Raw genomic sequence first — 19,704 nt, 5'->3', positions numbered from 1 at the left:
GAAGGCTTTTGTAATAACGATTCTGGTTCCAATCACACAATTTAGAGAACCGTTGAAAATCTATGAACTCCCGAAAAGGCTTGCCATATAAGTATTTCGCATCTAAGTACAATTGCTTATTGCAAAAGTGGGATGCTCCCGTTTATACCTACTTGCAGCTCATGAATTGCAGATTCTTGATCGCCTTGATTCAGTTTAACTTTTGCCAGATCCAATCTGGTTTCGCCTTCTTCTGGATTTACTCTCAAGATATCATTGAGCAACACTTCAGCTTTTTTCAAATCATCTTTCGACCTTGGCATCCACCCGTTTATAAGATAATCTGCGAACCAGCTATAAGTTGTAGAGTCAGACGCTGGAGTACAGTTATTCAGTGCTCTTGTGTAGTGTCCAATAACAATAGTGGAATCTTTGTTAAGCTTCTCAGCAGCACGCGCACGGTTACGAGGTGGTAAAGACAACCACGGACAAAGACTTTCAGCCTTTGCCATGTTGTTTTCTAGCCCATCCCAATCACCTCGACCAATAAAGAAATTTGCGGCAGCACCAAGCAGCGTTTCATCCTGAGGATGAGCAGTTACCAAATCATCCAATGTTTTCCTGTGAATTTTCCAGTCTGGATCTTGGGCGTGTAGCTCTGCAAGTATAGCTTCAATCAAATAAGATCCTCCCCCACGCTCCTTTGCTTTCTTTAGCAAAGACTTAGCGAGACCTTCATTGCGGAGATATTGTTTAGCTATAATCGCCCCTGAAAATAAGTCATCACTTGATGCACTCTCAAGACGAGCTAATTGAGATAGATAGTTTGCTGCATCAGATGGATTCGGGATTTCTTGTTGAAAAACTTCTCGCGCCATGGCTATCAATGAAGCAGGGGCCTGATCACTTTGTATCTGAACTAAATCTTCAACTTTTTGCCGAAGTTTATCACTTTCTTTGAGTCTAGTTGCAAGGTCTTGTTCCATCTTCTGAAGTTCATCCAGTTGCTTGGTAAACTTCTCACGAATTTCCTTAACTAACCCAAGATAAGTTCCAACACCAAAAAGTGCAAACCCTCCAGAGACAGTAGCAAAAACTATGGTTGCCAACTGAACCATAGTTGTAATGCCCTGAACTTGCTTCTGAATAGTATCTTCGACTACACTAATCCTTTTTTCTAAACGTTCAATGTCAGACAGAGATTGTGGATCTGTTGATTGGGCAATTATCGGTTCGGGATTTAAAACTGAAAGTAGTGCAAGCATGAAATATGCAGATAGCACATATGACCGACGAGATTTCATAACCGCATTCCTCCTTAGAACAACACTATCTTGTAGATGATTGTCAGGCTAACCATTGATTATACAGAAAATTTCCGAATAACACTCCTGAGAGTAAAGATAATTAGAAACTTTCAGCATATCACACCATTTTAGCGCCATCGCCAGAACTTTTCCCCATATCATAACCAAAAGCGTATTAGCCAGAGTAGATTCCTAACAACAAGCTGAAATAAAATAGACTTTTCGGGAAGTCTAGCACTAATTGCTTCAGTCCACCCCACAATTACCTAATTTTCGGGGAAAAAGTGCCTAAAATTTCCCCCCGATCGCTCTTATGTTCGACACTTTTTCAGGGCAAAAAAATCTAAAAATCTTAGCCAACAAGGTTTTTAGATTTATTCAGCCAACCCTAAGTTAAATTTTGAGTTGATCGATTAAATCGCGCATGATTTTGGCCGAATTATGTAACTGTTCCGTTTCTCTGGGACTGAGAGCAAGATTCAGAGTTTTTATCACTCCTTTCTCGTTAACCACCGAGGGAATACTTAAACACACATCTTTGAGACCGTATTGACCATCGAGGAGAGTGCTAATAGTCAGAATTCTTTCTTGGGAACGTAAAATCGCTTTAACGATATCTGTGGTAGCTAAACCGATCGCATAGCTAGTATAACCCTTGCGTTTGATAATTTCATAGGCGGCGTTTTTAACCTGAAGAAAAATTTCTGTTAAGCTTTCTTGGTCGGTTGCGCTTAAATCCTGCCAATCTCCTTCGAGTAACCTTGCTCCTCCGATATTGGCCGAACTCCAGACAGCAAGCTCACTATCCCCGTGTTCACCGATAATATAAGCGTGGACGTTACGCGCATCTACATGGAGTTGGGTGGATAAAAGAGAGCGTAAACGGGCAGAATCTAGCACCGTACCCGAACCAATCACCCTAGAAGGCGGAAAATGGGTTATTTTCAAGGTAACATAGGTCATGATATCGACGGGATTACTCACCACCAAAATTAAAGCACTGGGGCAGTAAACAGCCACATCCGCAAGAATACGGCGAAAAATCGCCACATTTCGTTCAAGGAGATGTAATCTGGTTTCTCCCTGTTTTTGGGCGGCCCCGGCAGTAATAATCACCACATCGGCATTTTGTCCCACATCGGCCACGGTTCCCATTTTCAAGTCTGTGGGTTCAATAAAAGGCATTCCGTGCCTTAAATCCATCACTTCCCCTTCGACTTTATCCGTGGCGATATCTTGCAGAATTAATTCATCAAAACAGTCTTGAATTAACATCGAGTAAGCGCAGGCCATCCCCACCTGACCAACACCGATAATTACTCCCTTGCGAGGACGCAGAGGAGCAGGTTGTTCAGCGTAGGGATTGGGAGTAAATATTTTATCTAGCATAGATTTTTGCAGTTACTGGGTCGGTAAGCTCATTTTAAGGGTAGATGGTTAATATCAGGTAAAAGGAGACTATAAAGAGATTTTGAGGCCATTATCGGCCATTTTTTTCTGGTCAGTGGTCGGACAAATTTCTTGTCTTTGATTCCCTGACTCCTAGTTTAAGAGAATTGAGGGCCGCTGACAGCTTCAGGCTATATCCTAAAATTAGGGATAAAGTGACAGTAGGAGGCGAACCGATGATCTATCACATCACTACAGAAAGAGGTTGGCAAATAGCTCGTGAAATGGGGGAATATCGGGCTTATTCCCTAAAAAATGAGGGATTTATCCATTGCTCCACCTTAGAACAAATTCCGAAAGTTGTGGCCGCTTTTTATCAAAATCAGCCAGATTTGCTGGTTTTAGCCATTTCTCTCGAACAATTGCAGTCCCCGGTTAAATGGGAGCAGCCCCAGCATCCTAACCCAGAAAATGCCACTTTAGAGCTAGAAAGAGAGACCTTTCCCCATATTTACGGTGCTATCAACCTAGAATCGGTAGTTTTTGTTAAACCCCTAGAGGATTTGCTCGATTCCTAGAACTAAATCATCTAACTCTTGGTAATCGGGGAGAGTAGTATCGATGCTCAACCCGCGCCGAATCACAAGGCGATCCCACTGTGGTCGCGATAATAGCTCGCTAAAGTATCGCGCCTTGAAAATTAACAAATTTGCCTCTAGACCCGTCTTAATGCGCCCTAAATGGGGCAATCCGAGCAGATTTGCTGGGGTGAGGGTGACACTATTTACCCAGTCAGCGTAGGGTGTGTCGAGATGGGCAATCCGCACCGCTTGGGTAAAGACTTCTAAACCATCGTGATCCCCAAAACCATAAAAGGGATCGCGACAGTTATCACTGGCAAAAGCCACCGGAATTCCCGCTTTTTTCATCTCTTTTATCTTAGTTGTTCCGCGCCAAAAAGGGGTTTTTTCCTCTTGACGATCCTGTAGGTAGAGATTGCACATCGGCAAGCTAACGATAGCAATACCCGCATTTTTGACTAAATTTAGGGTTTCTTTGATTATTTCAGGGGATTGTACCGCTAAACTGCAACAGTGACCACAGATGATTTGTCCAGAAAATTGCTCTTTGATAGCAGTACGGGCGATCGCTGCTAAACAGGTAGAATCGGGATCACCGTTTTCATCCAGATGAAAATCGAGATTTAAGCCCCTTTCTTGGGCTAATTTGAAGGTAATATCAATTTGTGCCTGTAAATCGGGATTTGTGTAGGCTACTCCCCCTAATATGCCCCCAAATTCGGCAATTTTATCGGCTAAGGCCGCTCCCTCGGAGGTTTGATAGTAGTCAAGGGAAACTAGAGAAACCGCTTGCAGGGTGATTTTACCGGCCCATTGTCGTTGCAATTCTCCCAAAGCGGTTAAGCTAATCTGTGCCTGTTGACCAAAAGAGTCGATATGGGTGCGAATAGCGGCGGTTCCGTGGGCATAACTGCATTTAACGCCGAATTCCATGCGACGATACACATCCTCTAAGCGCCACTCCCGTCGGGAATCCTCTAGGGCCATTTTTAAGGCACTGTCAAAAGTGCCATCATGGTTAGGACAACGATGCCAACTATGACCTTTATCGAGATGGGTGTGCATATCGACAAAGCAAGGAAAAACAATCTTTTTTTTGAGGTCAATAACGGGAATATTATCTTCGGGGGGGATGGTTGAGGTGATGCGATTAATGTTACCGTCATTAATTTCCAGATTAACTAAGGTTAATCCCTCGGCGGTTTGGGGAGAAAAACCCTCATTTTCTAGGAGGGAAACGGGAATATGGGCATTTTTGAGCCAGTAGCGCTCGCTTGATGAAATCATAAGACCTCTGGTAAAAATCAAAAATTGTTGTTAGGGTTAGGAGTCGGTCGTCAGGCGCTAGGAGTCGGTCGTCGGTCGTCGGTCGTCGGTCGTCAGGAGAATTAAGAATGAATAATAATCAATTATGCGGTATTAAGTAAGGCGTGTTAAATGGCATTAATAGTGCTATCTTTTCCCTGATTACTGGTCACTGATAAACCGGTAGACGCGGCTTTAATTCCCAGCCATAAACTGCTAAAAATTCCTTTAATTTATCGGGGTGTAAATGGAGGTAATCGGGATTAACTTCATCGATAATGCCAATACCGCCTAAATCCCGCGCTCCTGACGCTAAACAATCCAAGAGAAAAAGAGGATCAGGGACTAGATTCGGGGGAATTTGAATGACAATATCTGGGGGCAAAATTTCCCTAGCTTGTCTAACCAGATCGGGTAATTTTTGCAGATCAAAAGGGTTATTTTGCCACTGTTCTCTTTTACCCGGATTGTAGGGTTGTAGGATCACTTCTTGAATATGTCCCCAACGTTGATGAATAGTGGCAATAGTTTCTAAGGTCACTAAGCGATCGCATTCTGTTTCACCAATTCCTAATAATAACCCCGTGGTAAAAGGAATTGCTAATTCTCCCGCCCATTGTAACTGTTCTAAGCGCAGGGATGGCACTTTACTAGGGGCATGACGATGGACAGTATTTAATAAAGTCACTGTCATTTGTTCTAACATTATACCCATAGATAGATTGACATTTTTCAGTTTTTCCATCTCGGCAAAAGTTAAAATACCTGCATTGGTATGGGGATAAAAACCCATATTTAAAGCCAATTCTCCCAAATTATAAATATGCCGAAACCATAACTCTCGATTGGCTGCTAAAGGATGAACTTCGCCGCTAAGAATTAAAATTTCCGTAATTTCCGAACCCTGCAAAGCAGTTAAAATCTCTTTTGCCTTGTCTAAACTTAACCAGCCATCAGTGCCTAAATCCCTGCGAAAATTACAATAACTGCAACGATTGAAACACTCGTAGGTAGGTACAAGGGTATGAGAGGGACTATAGGTGACAATTCTTGACATTTTTTTCGGGATTGCAGTTCATTACGAGCATTCAAGGGCGATAAAATTTGCTATCGTGGGGAGAATTGCTGTTTTATTCACCTAAAAACGCTCTCCCTTTTCGTTTCCTCCTATGATTTTCGATCCTGCCAGTCTTCCCTCCCATCGTCAAACGATTCGTCCGATTAGCGCCACGGCTCTGCACGGAATTGTATTTCAAGATGACAAATTAATCGCTATCGACGCAAAAAACGGCTATTTATACCAAATTGCCCTCGATACTGGTCATACAAGCGTACTTAATTCCCATCGCTGGCAGGAATTCGTCGGGACGACGGGATTGGCAATCGATGATCAAAATAACCTCTGGTTTACTACTCGCGAAAATCTCTACTGCTGCACTCTCGAAGATTTTACCCCGAAATTTTTCACCCGTCTTCCCTACACCGCTAACGGAGTCGCCGTAACTGGTAACACAATTTATGTCACTTGTCAACGTTCTGGACAAATCTTTATATTTGATCGCCAATCGGGACAGGAAATTACTCGTTTGTACGCGCCTGGTATCGGCATCGAAAATATCACCATTCGCGGGGAAGAACTTTGGTTAACGGATACCCTAGAACAAACGGTTTACTGTCTTGATCGCGCCACGGGAGAACAGCTTTTTAGCATGATAACTCCTTTTGAATCGCCGACGGGATTAGCATTTTATCGCGATGCTAACAGTGGCAAGGATATATTATATGTGGCCTATGCTTTCCAAGAACCCTGTATCCGCGATAATCCCAATTCTGAACAAGTTCACGAACTTAGTTATCGTCCGCGTACTTTTGTCCATCCTCTATATTTTCACTACGATCCCGCTAAAAAATACACCCTTTCTAACGGTTATCTGATTGAATTATCCTACGTCGAGGAATTAGAACCCCTCTATAATATCGAACTCAAAAATGTGGAATGGCGCATCGCTTTACCCTTAGAAACACCGCGGCAAAAAATTCGCAGCGTCGAAGCGGTGGGATTGCCTTTTATTGAAGAAATTCAAGACGGGCAGCGGGTGGCAGTATTTAAGTTCGAGCAAATAACCGGCAAACAACGTCATATTTTTGGGTGGAAAGTAGTCTTAGAAGTATGGGGTATTAAATACCAAATTACTCCCCAAGATTGCGAAGATTTACCCACCTTACCCGCCGATTTTCCCGATCGCTATTTGATCGATAATGATGATCTGGCCATGAGTACAGAAATTATCCTCAATGCTGCCGAAGAAGCGACCGGTCGGGAAACCAATCTGCTCCGAAAAGTTTATAGTATTCGTAATTACGTCTATGATCAGCTTTCCTACGGTATCAAACCCAACATCGACACCCCTGATATTGCCCTGCGGCGCGGAGTCGGTTCCTGTGGGGAATATGTGGGTTTATTATTGGCTTTGTGTCGTCTCAATGGTATTGCTTGTCGCACGGTAGGACGTTATAAATGCCCACCCCATCCCCTCGAACGTAATTTACCCCTCGAACCAGATTACAATCACGTCTGGATGGAATTTTATCTTCCCTCTATCGGTTGGGTTCCTATGGAGTCCAATCCCGATGATATTTTTGAAGGCGGTCCCTATCCCAATCGTTTCTTTATGGGTTTAGCTTGGTATCACACGGAAATTGCCAAAGATATCCCCTTTGAACGAATGCTCAGTGAAGGACAACCGGTGTTAAAAACCCAAGTTCCCATCGGCGATTTAGCGATTAATCACGTTCAATTCATCATTCTTGAGGAATTAGCCCCAAAAGACTAGAATTTTGAGCCATCGTCTAGGATGCCCATTTCTCTGTCTCTTTCTTCTTTGAGTTCTTTGACCATTTGTAAACCCGCACCCACACAGAAGCCCAGGGCTGCCCCCGCACCAGCAAAATAACGTCCATAGATGATTTGATAGTGATGGGGATTTCTATAGTTGACTTGGCTGGGATTGCGTTCAATGCGGCTAATGCCATAACCGATACCAGCACCAACTAAAGCCGTTACTAGGCCTGAAAATAGAACTAGACGAAAGTTCATGATCTTATCTCCCGATAGACTCTGACTTTAGATTATCGCTGAAAATTAGTTAATGGCAAGCTATCGCAATAATTCGTTATCAAGTGAACCAAATCGCCCACAAAGCTAGAACTGTGGATAGGAAACCATAGGATTTATCGAATCGTCAAAAAACCAATCTTTCCCTATAGGTAGTTATTGGTAAAAGTTAAGGTGATTTATCTATTACCAGACTTTTTTTACTCCTGTAGGTAAACCAACTCGCATAAAAAATCTAGCGAAAGCTTGAGATAAATGTTCACGATAGGGAGGACGTAAACGAAGTCGAGGTTGCTGTTTATTTTGCAAGAAGGATTCCAAAAAAGTCCTCGGTAAAGTGTACACATCATGAAAATCAACTATTCGATGAGTTAATTTTAGGTTGCCGATTTCCCCTTCGTTGAGCATAGAAAGATTCCATATATAACCATTTTTAATATCATCACAATATCTCCCCCACGCCTTGGCCGTAGGATTTTGTTTCATATTGTTCATTGTCTGTTCCCAATATTCTTGATATTGACTGAGAGCAAAGTGAGGGGAAAGGATGACATTATTGACTTTCTTGTTTTCTAAGTCGCAGCCTTGGGTGATAACAACCAGATCAATCTCAGCTACTTCCACTAAGGATCGAAGGGTTTCAATTTCTGTTTGATTGCTTACCTCAACAGATTTAGAAGCCCAACGAACCACAGGACAATTAAGAATAATATCCCCTTGGGTTAACTCAACATTTGCATCTACCGCCTCATACCAAAGGTCATTAGTTATCATCTTCGATTCGAGACTTATCAATTATAACACAAGGTTTCCAAGTGGATTTTTCCTGAGATTTAATGTTTACTTCTTCGGAAAATAAGATTTTCGGTTGATGAGAAACTACAAAAACTCCCCGACAATCCAGTTCATCATCATCATCTTCTGCTGCGTCTATCCGGCAAGATTCTGATGATAAAACTGTAGGTAATTTTACCACTTCTATTAGGGGTGGTTGTTCGTAGGAGGGTAATTGTTTACTGTCTGTTTCCACTTTCACGTTAACTGCCTCGTTGACTAAGTTGGGCGATTAATTAGGTTATACCTCAATATCTAGGCTAACTCAAGCCGGCGGGCCGATTTGCTCACACTTTACATCGCGTAAAATGGTAGCACTTCCCACCAATGGGGACGTTTTCCCGCTTACCAGCTAAATCGAGAATATCAGGGGCATTTATGCCTAAAGGGAGAGAAAATGTATTAGGCTAAAAACTAAACTATTTTGGCAAGATTTCTTTGAAGACCTCCTCAGCCTATTTATTGGTTTTCCACGGTAGTCGCGATCCGCGTCCAGCCATGGCGGTGACGCAATTAGCAGCCTTAGTTCAAGAAAAAATCAGTCAACCCGCCGAAAGATTAGGGAGTAAATCGGAGTTTAGCCCATCTCTAGCGGTTCTAGAAGCAGATAATCGGGTATTAGTAGGGACTGCCGCCCTAGAATTAGCGATAACACCGCTCCATCAACAAATAGAAGCTTTTGCCCAACAAGCACAAAGCCAAGGATGTAATCGGTTGCAGATTATCCCCCTGTTTCTCCTGTCGGGGGTTCACGTTAAAGAAGATATTCCCGCAGCCGTGGCCAAAGTGCGATCGCCAATTAAGCTAGAGTTAAAGCCCCATTTAGGCAGTTATCAGGGCATAAAATCGCTGTTATCCCGACAATTTGCTGATTTAAGCCCCCAAGACCGCATTTTACTATCCCACGGTAGTCGTCGCTCCGGGGGTAATCGGGAGGTGGAAAATCTAGCGGCGTTTTTTGGAGCAATTACAGCCTATTGGTCGATAGAACCGAGTTTACCCCAACAAATCGAGAGTTTAATCGCTCAAGATAGCCAAAAAATCGCTATACTGCCCTATTTCCTCTTTGCTGGTGGAATTACGGATGCGATCGAAGCCCAAGTTTTTGAACTATCACAAAAGCATCCAAATGTCAATATATTTTTAGGTAAATCTTTGGGAGCGACGGGGGAATTAGCCGAGATTATTGTTGAGGAAGGATGTGGATGAAGCGAGCAGCGATCGCTCTGGGCAGTAATTTAGGAGATTCAGCGACAATTTTAGGGCAAGCTTTAGGGGAATTAGAGCGAGTCAAAGGAATTAAACTAGAAGCTCATTCCCAATGGTATCAAACCGCGGCCGTCGGGCCGCCTCAGCCCGATTATCTCAACGGTGGCGCCATTGTGCAAGTGGATTTATCGCCCCTAGATTTACTGCATAAATTATTAGAAATCGAGCAGTTATTCGGGAGAGTCCGACGGGAAAGATGGGGACCGCGTACCCTCGATTTAGACTTAATATTTTATGAAGACCTGATCTTAGAAACGCCCGAATTACAGATACCCCATCCCCGCTGCCGAGAACGGGCCTTCGTGCTGCTTCCCCTGGCGGAAATTGCCCCCGATTGGCGAGATCCCGTAACCGGAAAAACTATCCTTCAGCTATTGGGACAATTGGGATTGGCGGAGTAGGATGTTAGGTGTTAGGGTTTTAGTGGAAAACTTCGCTAATTTCTTTTCACTGATTACTGAAAAGTCTTCCCCTGGACCCAGATAACCGCGTCTCAGTTACCGCCCCGAAACTCTACAATAAAGGCAGCAGCATCAATAAACAGTTAAAAAATCAACCGTGACCAAGACCCCATCCCTCGAGGAAACTCATTACAATCAGGCTAAGGCTAGTTTACAACAGGCCTTAACTTGGTATGCCAGTTTTCGCCGCCATTGGAATTATCCCCCCGATCCCCAACTTCAGGCCGCCGTTAAACAGGATTTGCAGTCCTTAAAATCGGCCTTGGATAAACTGGATGAAACGGTGATTCGGGTGGCAGCCTTCGGGTTAGTCAGTCGCGGTAAATCCTCGGTGGTAAACGCTTTAGTCGGTCAAAAAGTCCTGACAACTGGCCCCCTGCACGGGGTGACACGCTGGCCGCGATCGGTGCGTTGGACACCAGCCACGGGTAAAATTCAGATAGAATTAATCGATACCCCCGGATTGGATGAGATTGAAGGGGAAGCGCGGGCGAATATGGCCAGAGAAGTCGCTAAAAGTGCCGATTTGATTTTATTTATCGTCGCTGGGGATATTACCCGCACCGAATACGAGGCCTTAGGAGAATTGCGCGGGGCGAAAAAACCGATTATTTTGGTGTTTAATAAGATTGATCTCTATCCAGAAGCTGATCGCCGTCAGATTTTTCAGCAGTTACAGAGATTAGGAACCAATCGGGACGAAAAAACGTTAGAAGATTTGTTAACTAGCGATGAGATAGTTATGGTAGCCGCCGAACCGCAACCGATTCCCGTCCGGGTGGAATACCCCGATGGGAGCGTGGTGACTGAGTGGGAAACCCCTCCCCCCCAAATTGAGGAGCTGCAAGATAAACTCTTAACGATTTTAAATCGGGAAGGGCGATCGCTGCTGGCCTTAAATGCTTTAGTGCAGGGGCAAGAAGCGGAGGAAAATATCGCTAGAAAAACCCTGGAACTCCGGGACAGTCAAGCGGAGGAAATTATCTGGCAATACGCAAAATATAAGGCTTTAGCGATTGCGGCCAATCCGATCGCTATTTTAGACCTACTAGGGGCTTCAATCGTCGATTTGACTCTAGTTCGGGCTTTAGCTCGTTTGTACGGCCTGCCAATTACCAGTCACCAAGCTGGTCAACTCTGGCGGACTCTACTTTTGAGCAGTGGGGGGTTGCTGGTGGGGGAAATCCTCAGCACTGTGATTATCGGTTTGGGCAAAACGGCAGCGGCAGCGGCGAGTATTTTTGAAAATCCCACCTCTTTAACTCTCTACGGTAGCACCGCTCTCCTACAGGGAGCAATTGCTGCTTATGGAACCTATATCATCGGGAAAGCCGCTAAAATCTATCTAGAACGCGGTTGTAGTTGGGGGGCATCTGGACCGAGTACGGTGATTAATCAAATTCTTGCTCAAGTTCATCCGCAAACTATCTTATATCGTTTACGTCTAGAGCTAGAACAGTGATTTTAAGGTAAAAAGGAAAAAAGGCGACAGTGATCAATTAAATATTTCCGACTGACTACTGATGACCGACTCCTAATTTTAGAAACTTAATTTTTGACAACGACCACTAGCTAGAAATATTGAGAGAAAATCATGTCTGCTGCCCATAATTCTTATATTCCCCTTCCCGTTTCTCGCCCAAAAAGCCAAGGCAGTCAGCCTCGTCCCCAGTCACCAGTAAATCAGACGACCCCAACAGTAAAACCGACGACTAAATCGGTGGTGAGAGTTCCCGTGGCCCCAACACAAAAACAATTAGCCTCGCGTCAATTACGTTTCCTTTGCCTCCTAGAAAGAATAGTAGCTGTGATTACTTTTTGTCTGTTGGGTTCGACTCTGGGAATATATGCTTGGACGGTATATATTCCCAAGGTTTGGGACAAAGAATTTGGTAAACTGGAAACACTGCAACGTCACGAGCGCAATCTTTTGGCTACCAATGAAACCCTTAAACATCAACTAGCTGAACAAGCAGAAAAACCCGAAACTGGATTAACTCATCCCCAACCCTTCCAAACTATCTTTTTACAGCGTAAATCTGCTCCTAACCTGAAACAGTATCCCGCTTCTCAATCCCAATCTACCGTCAATTCTCAACCCAGAAGTGCCTATTAACAGTTATCAGTTATCAGTTATCAGTGGGTAAGTTAAAAGTTATCAGATGTGAGTTTTTAAGTGTGCAGTATTAAATAGAAGTTTCCTACTGTCTTTTTACCGATCACTGATTACTATTTACTGATCACTGTTTACTGATCACTGATCACTGTTTACTGATAACTGATAACTGAAAGATACTGCTCATGACTGACACAAAAAGACCCCAATTTAGAAGCAAAGAAACTCGATCGCCCTCGGGCAGGATTCGGGACAGAAAGTCCTATTTAAACGACAAAAAACGGCAACAACAGTCAAAAAAAATGCCTGTGAGTAACGGGCGATTGATGGCGGTGTGGTTAGTTTTAGTCATGGGTATTGTGGGTTTAGCTTGGCGCTTGTACCAATTGCAAATAGTACAAGCACAGGAATTACAAAAAAGAGCCAGACAACAGCAAACTACCAGTATTAGACCCTATATTCCCCGGCGGGCGATCGTCGATAGTAATGGTAATGTTTTAGCGACTGATCGCTTGATTTATACTCTTTATGTACACCCAAAACTGTTTGCTATTCCCCCGGCAGAAGTGGCTGATAAATTAGCTCCTTTATTAAATATTCCTACTAATCAACTGATTCAAAGATTTAAAGAAAAAGAAACAGGAATTCGTTTAGCCAATCAATTAACCGAATCCGTGGCTAGGGGCTTAAAACAATTATCTCTTGACGGTGTAGAATTAGAGGAAAAATACGCTCGTTATTATCCCCAAGACGATGTGGCAGCCGACGTGATTGGCTATGTAGATAAAGAACATCGTGGCCAGGCAGGATTAGAGAGAGGTTCCAGTCAGTTATTAGAAAGAGATCCTTTTTCTGTCAATACAAGACGCATGGGAGACGGGCGAATTTTACCGGCTTTTGTTCCCGATGGTATCTTTCAATTTGATGAATTACAGTTAGAAGTAACCCTCGATTTAAAACTACAAAGAGCAGCCCGGACGGCCTTGCGGGAACAGCTAAAGAAATTTAATGCTAAACGGGGAGCAGTCATCGTTATGGACTCCCTTGATGGTTCTCTTTTAGCCCTAGTTTGTGAGCCAACTTTTAACCCCAATGAATACTATAAAGCCAATGTGGCTCTATTTAAAAATTGGACCGTAGCCGATCAGTACGAACCGGGGTCAACTTTTAAACCAATTATTATCGCCCTGGCCATGGAAGCAGGGGCAGTTAAAGCTAATACGGTAGTCAATGATCCGGGGGCGATTACTGTCGGTCCCTGGACGATTAAAAATGCCTCTAAACAGGGTAATGGGGCGCTAGATATGGCCCAAGTTCTGCAAACCTCTAGTAACGTGGCTATGGTGCAAATTGCCCAAAAAATGAGGCGAGTTGATTTCTATAAAAGTTTATTAGGATTGAAAATAAATCAAAGGGTTGGTGTAGATTTACCCGGAGAAGTGGCAGGATATCTCAAACCCGAACCAGAATTTCTGGATAATGCCATTGAATCGGCCACCGCTTCCTTTGGTCAAGGTTTATCCCTAACGCCTTTAAAATTAGTACAATTGCACGGTGCGCTGGCCAATGGTGGCACCCTGGTGACTCCCCATGTGATCAAAGGATTAGCCGACGACCGCGGCCGTTTGCACTGGCGGCCCGATTATCCCAGCAAAAAAGTCTTTTCTCCCACCGTGGCCCGGCAAGTGGTGGAAATGATGGAAACCGTCGTTAGCAAGGGGACGGGGGTAGCAGCCCAAATCCCTGGTTATCGCATCGGAGGTAAAACGGGAACCGCACAAAAAGCTAGTCCGACGGGGGGTTATCTACCTAACGCCAAAATTACCAGTTTTGTGGCGATTTTACCGATCGAATCGCCCCGTTATGTGGTTTTGGTGGTGGTGGATGAACCCAAGGGTGCGAATACTTTTGGCTCCACTGTGGCCGCTCCCGTGGCAAAAACGGTGATGAATACGCTCATTTCCCTCAAAGGTATCCCCCCCACCTCCAAGGTCGCTCCGGCGGGTTCTGCGACCAATAAACCCCCGCGGCACGATTAATTTAAGTATTGAGGAGAAAAGCCGCTAAATTGTCCGGTAACTCCCATTCTAAATAGGGTTTAACTATTTTGGGTGTTGCCGATTTCAGAGCCAATGGGAGAGTCGGTGGTCGGTCAAAGAGACACGCTCTCACGCGGTAAACAGCCTAAACTCTGGCCAGTATTGGAGCGGGTCTAGGGGTTCCAAGTTCCTAACTCCTGGGAGGAAGGACCACAAAGATAAGAGCACTCTAAATCGCTCAATACCCCGCAGAGCTGCGAACTGTAACTCGACTTTTTCAAGATAAGAGAATCGAGCAATTATTGGGAGAAGAAATAAAAACCGACTATATCATCATTGATATAATCGGGAGAGTCATGGATGACTTCAGAAGTGTTGAATGATAGCTTCATAAAGTAAAAAAGCGACTGTCATATCACATTCCAGTCACATCTAACTTAATAATTGCTATTGTCATGATGCTAAACTCCTTTGAGAGGATTGTCAAAACAATCTTAAGAAGTTTGAGAGGGTTAGGGATAGCTCTCCAGAAGATTTAGTGGGGGAATCAGTGGCCGGAAAGCTTCATACCCCTAATTCGGTTAAATTAAGTACCCAAGCAAAATTAATTACAGATCTAAGCCGTCTCCCGTCCTGACTAGGAAATTAATTTTGCACGACTACTTATTGTTTTTGTCGTAACTTTGAAGCGATTCCCAACAGTCCGAAACCTAGCAATCCTAATATTGCGGAAGGTTCGGGAATGGAAGCAGCGTCAAGGGTTATGTTATCGAAATTTGTCTGGACTCCATTAGAGGTCAGACGAATTTGTAATGCCTGCCCTGGAGTAACGCTGATACCACTGGTATAGTCAACGGTGACGTATCCGAAAGATCCGGCAGCGGGAGTAACACTATTGTTAGAGGCTAGAACTGTATTTCCGGCTAAAAGTTCGATATTGTAGCCCGCAAAGGCAACATTTTGTCTGCGTCCGACATACACACCCAAAGTATATACCGTGTTCGTTTGCAAAGTTGCGGAAAGTGTCTGGGAGATAGTTCCCCCGTTACTGTAGGCTACTTGATTTCCATCAGGAAGAACCGGTGATGGACCGTACCCAAAACCAGGACTAAATGTTTCACCTAGGCTTGGATTGAAAAACCCCTGCTGCGCCCCTGCGAACGTCCAGCCTCCGACGAGACCTGTAGAACTGATAGACCCCGATGGGTTAGTGATGACCGGGGTTTCAAAGCTGTTATTCGCTACGGTAAGAAGTGCAGCCTTAACTTGCCCCTGCGGAACAATCACCAAAAAAGAAGATGCGATCGCTATCTTGAATAATCCTAGCTTATTGATGCCAGCAAAAGACATTAATTTTGCTAATATTTTTTGAGTCATAATGTTGACACTCCAAAGGAAAAATCGGAAATTACTCTCGGCTCATCATAGCAACACCTCAAACTTTTAGCAACACCAAACAGTAGGGTGAGAGCATCTCAAAAGCTATTGACAATTGGCCAATTTTGTGATCCGCTTGCTGTGTGGGCATTTCAGGTGATACCAGTCAATCAGAGTAGTCACGAAATCTTCACATTTGGTCAATTTTTGCTTAACAATTGAGATGGCCAATTTTCCTCAAATATGCCTGAATCGCTCTCTGGGTAAGCAACTCAGATAAAGTTCATTTTGTTAAGGACTGTTAAGATGCGCTTACCCTGCACCAAACAGTGATTGATAAGAGTCAATTTTGACTTTCTGTCTAATCTGCCTTTCTTTCTTGTTGTAACTCGCTTATAAGTTTTTGGGGATGTCTATTGATTGACCATAGAAATACTTAAGAATACTAATAGATTGAACGTTTAGGCTCCACACCCATGAGATTATACTAGAAACAAGCCATAGCCTGTGAAGAATAATGTTCCAAGAACTCGAAGCCATATTTGATGGGACAGTGCTTGAACCTGATGTTCCCTTAGAGCTAACGGTGGGTACGAGGGTAGGAATTCTTGTGGAGAGCGCATTGCCCAATCAAGTCAAACCGCCTAAAACGTTTCTTAAAACTGCCCGGTTTCTAAAATTGTAGGGTGAACCTGATTAGTCGGAGAAAATTGACCAATATTTGTCTGGGGAGTTACCAACTAATGCTTACTTCTCTTAATCGCATTTTCTCGCCTATAGTATCTGGCGTTTTGCTTACCATAATTATCTCCAGTTGTCAAGGTGCAAATGTATTAACTTCGGCGAATAATTCCCAGACCAATCAATGGCAAAAAGTGACCGTAATCGAGGGTTTAGAGCATCCTTGGTCGATGGTTTGGCTACCTAACGGGGAAATCCTGATCACAGAGCGTCCAGGTCGTTTAAGGGTGGTTAGAGAGGGCAAATTGGACCCAAAAGCCATCCCTGGAGTTCCCGAAGTTTTTGCCGTTGGACAAGGAGGACTGCTCGATGTGGCAATTCATCCCCAATTTGCCCAAAATCGCTGGATTTATCTAACTTATGCCCACGGAGACCAGGAGGCTAATCGTACCCGCGTCGCTCGTGCGGTTTATGATGGTGCAAGTTTGCGAGATCTGCAGGTTATTTTTGAGGTTTCCCAGACAAAAACCGGCTCTCAACACTTCGGTTCGCGGTTATTATGGCTACCGGATGGCACTTTATTGGTAGCAATTGGGGACGGGGGTAATCCTCCCCTACAATTAGCGGGAGATTTAATTAGAAAACAGGCACAAAATCGGCAAAGTCATTTAGGTAAAATTATCCGCATCAATGACGATGGTTCTATCCCGAAAGATAATCCTTTTGCGGGTTCTAAAATTTGGAGTTATGGTCATCGGAATATTCAAGGAATCAGCTTTGATCCGATGACTAAAAGAGTCTGGGCAACCGAACACGGAGCGAAAGGAGGGGATGAATTAAATTTAATTGAAAAAGGTAAAAATTACGGTTGGCCAGTGGTTTCTGCCAGTCAAGAGTACGGCACTAATAACCCAGTTTCCCGCGAAGAATCTCGCCCTGGTTTGATCGATCCGAAAACAATTTGGACACCTGCGATCGCTCCTTCGGGATTGGTCTTTTATACCGGTAATCGCTTTCCTAATTGGCAGGGAAATTTATTCGCCGGTGGCTTAGTTTCTAGGGATATTCGCCGTCTGGAAGTGGATAAATCGGGTGAAATTATCAATCAAGAAGCGATTCCCATCGGTCAGAGGGTGCGGGATGTGCGTCAAAGTCCTGACGGATTTTTATATCTGCTCACCGATGAAGGTAACGGCCAATTAATTCGCCTTGAACCGCCATCTAATTTGTAAAAGTTCACAGAAATTATTATGGAAACCTTGAAGATTTTTTAGCGACTTCTAGTATAGTTATGTTTGTACGGGAGTAAGCACTCGATTTATGAAGAAGATTTTACAGTTAGTGGGACTAGGTTGTATATTACCTATGTTCCTCGCCAGTGCGAGTTTAGCGGAAACAGTGGTGGAAAAAGTGGCTCGCACGGGATTTTTGACCGTAGGAACCCGTTTTGATGCGATTCCCTACTCCTACGTCAATGATAAGGGGGAATTAGTCGGCTATTCTATGGATGTGTTGGAACGAATTAGAAAACGATTGGAAACTCGTCTCGGTCGTCCCGTCACCCTGCAAATGATTGAAGCTAACCAACCCGGAGAGAAAATTAATCTCATTCGTAGCGGGGACATCGATATCGCTTGTAGTACGGCTTTTACTTGGGAAAGGGCGAAAGTGGTCGATTTTTCCATCAGTTACAGCATTTCTGGGATTAGGATTTTAGCCAAAAAAGGTAGCAATCTCTCCACTCCTCAATCCCTAATCGGTAAACGCATCGCCTTGGTTCCCACTTCTGCGGCCGTGGATGTGATTAAATTAGTACAACCGCAAGCGACAATTGTTACCACCTACAGCACCATAGAAGAAGCGATCGAAGCTTTAAAAACCGGTAAAATTGACGCCATAGCGGGGGATAGCATTTCTTTAGCGGGAACAATCCTCAGAGATAACCCTAAAATCTACGAAATCGTCCCCGAAGAAGCTCTAGCTAATTTTGGCATTGCTTGCATGGTTCCCGAAAATAACTCTACTTTTTTGGATGATGTCAACTATGCCATTGTTAAAATGATGCAGGATTACATCACCAATGATACGGCCACCGTTAGTCAAATCGATCGCTGGTTCGGTAGTCAAGGCCTGGTTCCCATCCCCCCAGAATTATTAAAGGGGTTTTTTGCCTTCAAAGTTATCGAACACGCCCAAATTAATCCCCAAGAAGCCAAATAGGAGCATAAATTCAGGTGAATATCAGCAATAAAACTGGTTTAGTCGGCTTTCTTCTCGCTTTATCTGCCTTCGGTCTGACTAGCACCGCTCAGGCCGCCTCAGACGAGGCTAATCCCATTGAAGCGCGTTTAAGTCGTCTATCTAGCGCTGTACGCGAACGAGTTAACCAACTGCCGGAAGGTACTGCCGATCCTAGTTTACAAGCTTTAGGCTGGGGAGATGGTGGCAATCGCGGTTGGGGGAATAGTCGTGTCGGTGGTTGGGTAGATGGTCGCGGTGGTAGTTTTGTTAATTCGCGGCCCTGGGGCAATGGTTGGTCTGACCGTGGTGGTTTCTTTAATTCCCGACCGCGCTGGGGTAATGGTGGCAGTTTCTTAAATCGTCGGTAAGTAGGTTGGGTGAGGGGATAACTTTATCCTTATTATCCTGGAGCATCTCATTTATGCAAGTGAGTAATTAGGGTTTGCGGCAAAAAGTACGGGCGAAGCATTCGGATAGAAAATCTCCGGTTTCACCGATAGGTTATTGCCCGAATGCTTCGCCCCTACAGGACTCGGGCCGATGAAGACGCAAGGTTTTGAACGACGATTCTCTCAAAATCTTGCACCTGTTTCGCGAGAAAAGCCATAAAACTCTTACCTTGCCTACATTTCACATTTATTCAGCAAGCCCTAATTACAAATACCAGGCAAATGCTTCCGGATCATACTGGCACTACTTTCATATAATATTCCGCTTTTCCAATTTTCTCTCAGCACCTCTGAACGTTCTACAACTTTGATAAGTTTGTCTAATTTCTTTTTTCATTTCCCAAGCTATTGCCAAGCAGGGATGTTCTTTCAAGATAACTTCTAGTTGTTGTTTTTGCTCGTCCTTTAAGTCCTCTGGCTCTTCTAGGTTCTGTGTGATAAGTTTAACTTACACAGGATCGATCAATCTTTGTGTCCTTTGTGTCTTTGTGGTTCCTTCCACTCGCTCGCCAGCAGGACTGTATCTTAGAATACATTTTACCCACCAAATCCAAAAGAGTC

General features: G+C 44.0%; 19 protein-coding genes and 1 pseudogene. 10 read left to right on the top strand and 10 right to left on the bottom strand.

The window, feature by feature from the left end; all coding sequences use genetic code 11:
- Window positions 1–116 precede the first annotated feature (116 nt).
- Window positions 117–1,283: a tetratricopeptide repeat protein gene (locus O9323_RS20495; RefSeq protein WP_130757067.1), complete on the bottom strand. Its 1,167-nt coding sequence runs from the start codon at window positions 1,281–1,283 to the stop codon at window positions 117–119.
- Window positions 1,284–1,679: 396 nt separating this feature from the next.
- Entirely contained in the window at window positions 1,680–2,675 is a 996-nt protein-coding gene (locus O9323_RS20490) for an L-lactate dehydrogenase (RefSeq protein ID WP_288125671.1), read from the bottom strand.
- 236 nt (window positions 2,676–2,911) lie between these two features.
- Here O9323_RS20490 and O9323_RS20485 point away from each other — a divergent pair, with 236 nt between their 5' ends.
- The gene (locus O9323_RS20485; protein ID WP_288125673.1) at window positions 2,912–3,253 is read left to right on the top strand and encodes a DUF952 domain-containing protein; all 342 of its coding nucleotides are present in this window, start codon (window positions 2,912–2,914) and stop codon (window positions 3,251–3,253) included.
- Here the strand turns inward: O9323_RS20485 and O9323_RS20480 are convergent.
- Both O9323_RS20480 and cofG read right to left on the bottom strand, forming a co-directional pair.
- Window positions 3,230–4,543: a cytosine deaminase gene (locus O9323_RS20480; RefSeq protein ID WP_043998631.1), complete on the bottom strand. Its 1,314-nt coding sequence runs from the start codon at window positions 4,541–4,543 to the stop codon at window positions 3,230–3,232. The two genes, O9323_RS20485 and O9323_RS20480, sit on opposite strands and share 24 nt — an antisense overlap.
- 187 nt (window positions 4,544–4,730) lie before the next feature.
- Window positions 4,731–5,618, bottom strand: a complete 888-nt coding sequence (cofG, locus tag O9323_RS20475) for a 7,8-didemethyl-8-hydroxy-5-deazariboflavin synthase subunit CofG (RefSeq protein ID WP_288125670.1) — start codon at window positions 5,616–5,618, stop codon at window positions 4,731–4,733.
- Window positions 5,619–5,730: 112 nt separating this feature from the next.
- Between cofG and O9323_RS20470 the strand changes: the two genes are divergently transcribed.
- Complete coding sequence (locus O9323_RS20470) at window positions 5,731–7,395, top strand: transglutaminase domain-containing protein (RefSeq protein WP_002737025.1); 1,665 nt, start codon at window positions 5,731–5,733, stop codon at window positions 7,393–7,395.
- On the opposite strand, the gene O9323_RS20465 is transcribed toward O9323_RS20470, so the two are convergent.
- The 3 genes from O9323_RS20465 to O9323_RS20455 form a co-directional block, all read right to left on the bottom strand.
- A complete protein-coding gene (locus tag O9323_RS20465; protein ID WP_002755165.1) occupies window positions 7,392–7,658 on the bottom strand; it encodes a hypothetical protein in 267 nt (88 codons plus the stop codon). The two genes, O9323_RS20470 and O9323_RS20465, sit on opposite strands and share 4 nt — an antisense overlap.
- A gap of 204 nt (window positions 7,659–7,862) precedes the next feature.
- Window positions 7,863–8,450 carry a hypothetical protein gene (locus O9323_RS20460; RefSeq protein WP_002738075.1) on the bottom strand — a complete coding sequence of 196 codons (588 nt, stop codon included), beginning with the start codon at window positions 8,448–8,450 and terminating at the stop codon, window positions 7,863–7,865.
- Complete coding sequence (locus O9323_RS20455; protein WP_223210865.1) at window positions 8,440–8,706, bottom strand: hypothetical protein; 267 nt, start codon at window positions 8,704–8,706, stop codon at window positions 8,440–8,442. The genes O9323_RS20460 and O9323_RS20455 overlap by 11 nt, the downstream gene beginning before the upstream one ends.
- A 242-nt stretch (window positions 8,707–8,948) precedes the next feature.
- Here O9323_RS20455 and O9323_RS20450 point away from each other — a divergent pair, with 242 nt between their 5' ends.
- The 5 genes from O9323_RS20450 (at window position 8,949) to O9323_RS20430 (ending at window position 14,395) form a co-directional block, all read left to right on the top strand.
- Entirely contained in the window at window positions 8,949–9,719 is a 771-nt protein-coding gene (locus tag O9323_RS20450) for a sirohydrochlorin chelatase (RefSeq protein WP_502846434.1), read from the top strand.
- On the top strand, window positions 9,716–10,180 hold the full coding sequence (folK, locus tag O9323_RS20445; RefSeq protein WP_002755168.1) for a 2-amino-4-hydroxy-6-hydroxymethyldihydropteridine diphosphokinase: 465 nt from the start codon (window positions 9,716–9,718) through the stop codon (window positions 10,178–10,180). The genes O9323_RS20450 and folK overlap by 4 nt, the downstream gene beginning before the upstream one ends.
- Before the next feature lie 157 nt (window positions 10,181–10,337).
- Complete coding sequence (locus tag O9323_RS20440; RefSeq protein ID WP_002755169.1) at window positions 10,338–11,702, top strand: GTP-binding protein; 1,365 nt, start codon at window positions 10,338–10,340, stop codon at window positions 11,700–11,702.
- Window positions 11,703–11,834: 132 nt separating this feature from the next.
- A complete protein-coding gene (locus O9323_RS20435; RefSeq protein WP_002755170.1) occupies window positions 11,835–12,356 on the top strand; it encodes a hypothetical protein in 522 nt (173 codons plus the stop codon).
- A gap of 185 nt (window positions 12,357–12,541) precedes the next feature.
- Window positions 12,542–14,395, top strand: coding sequence for a peptidoglycan D,D-transpeptidase FtsI family protein (locus O9323_RS20430; RefSeq protein WP_024968947.1), 1,854 nt, complete (start codon window positions 12,542–12,544; stop codon window positions 14,393–14,395).
- A gap of 1 nt (window position 14,396) precedes the next feature.
- Here O9323_RS20430 and O9323_RS20425 read toward each other — a convergent pair whose 3' ends face one another.
- Together O9323_RS20425 and O9323_RS20420 are read right to left on the bottom strand one after the other, a co-directional pair.
- Window positions 14,397–14,528 carry a hypothetical protein gene (locus tag O9323_RS20425; protein ID WP_288125669.1) on the bottom strand — a complete coding sequence of 44 codons (132 nt, stop codon included), beginning with the start codon at window positions 14,526–14,528 and terminating at the stop codon, window positions 14,397–14,399.
- 530 nt (window positions 14,529–15,058) lie between these two features.
- Window positions 15,059–15,772: a PEP-CTERM sorting domain-containing protein gene (locus O9323_RS20420; protein WP_288125668.1), complete on the bottom strand. Its 714-nt coding sequence runs from the start codon at window positions 15,770–15,772 to the stop codon at window positions 15,059–15,061.
- A 743-nt stretch (window positions 15,773–16,515) separates the two neighbouring features.
- Here O9323_RS20420 and O9323_RS20415 point away from each other — a divergent pair.
- The 3 genes from O9323_RS20415 (at window position 16,516) to grrA (ending at window position 19,062) form a co-directional block, all read left to right on the top strand.
- The gene (locus O9323_RS20415; protein ID WP_288125667.1) at window positions 16,516–17,685 is read left to right on the top strand and encodes a PQQ-dependent sugar dehydrogenase; all 1,170 of its coding nucleotides are present in this window, start codon (window positions 16,516–16,518) and stop codon (window positions 17,683–17,685) included.
- An 88-nt stretch (window positions 17,686–17,773) separates the two neighbouring features.
- Window positions 17,774–18,673: an extracellular substrate binding-like orphan protein GrrP gene (grrP, locus tag O9323_RS20410; RefSeq protein ID WP_002755182.1), complete on the top strand. Its 900-nt coding sequence runs from the start codon at window positions 17,774–17,776 to the stop codon at window positions 18,671–18,673.
- A gap of 14 nt (window positions 18,674–18,687) precedes the next feature.
- Window positions 18,688–19,062 carry a GrrA/OscA1 family cyclophane-containing rSAM-modified RiPP gene (gene grrA / locus O9323_RS20405; protein ID WP_288125666.1) on the top strand — a complete coding sequence of 125 codons (375 nt, stop codon included), beginning with the start codon at window positions 18,688–18,690 and terminating at the stop codon, window positions 19,060–19,062.
- Window positions 19,063–19,347: 285 nt separating this feature from the next.
- Here grrA and O9323_RS20400 read toward each other — a convergent pair.
- Window positions 19,348–19,558, bottom strand: a pseudogene (locus O9323_RS20400) (ISL3 family transposase); the annotation flags it as partial.
- Between the last annotated feature and the right edge of the window lie 146 nt (window positions 19,559–19,704).

The organism is Microcystis sp. LE19-131.1A, assembly GCF_027532015.1.
GTDB classification, from domain to species: Bacteria; Cyanobacteriota; Cyanobacteriia; order Cyanobacteriales; family Microcystaceae; genus Microcystis; species Microcystis ichthyoblabe_A.
This window is presented reverse-complemented; position numbering and strand designations above follow the sequence as displayed.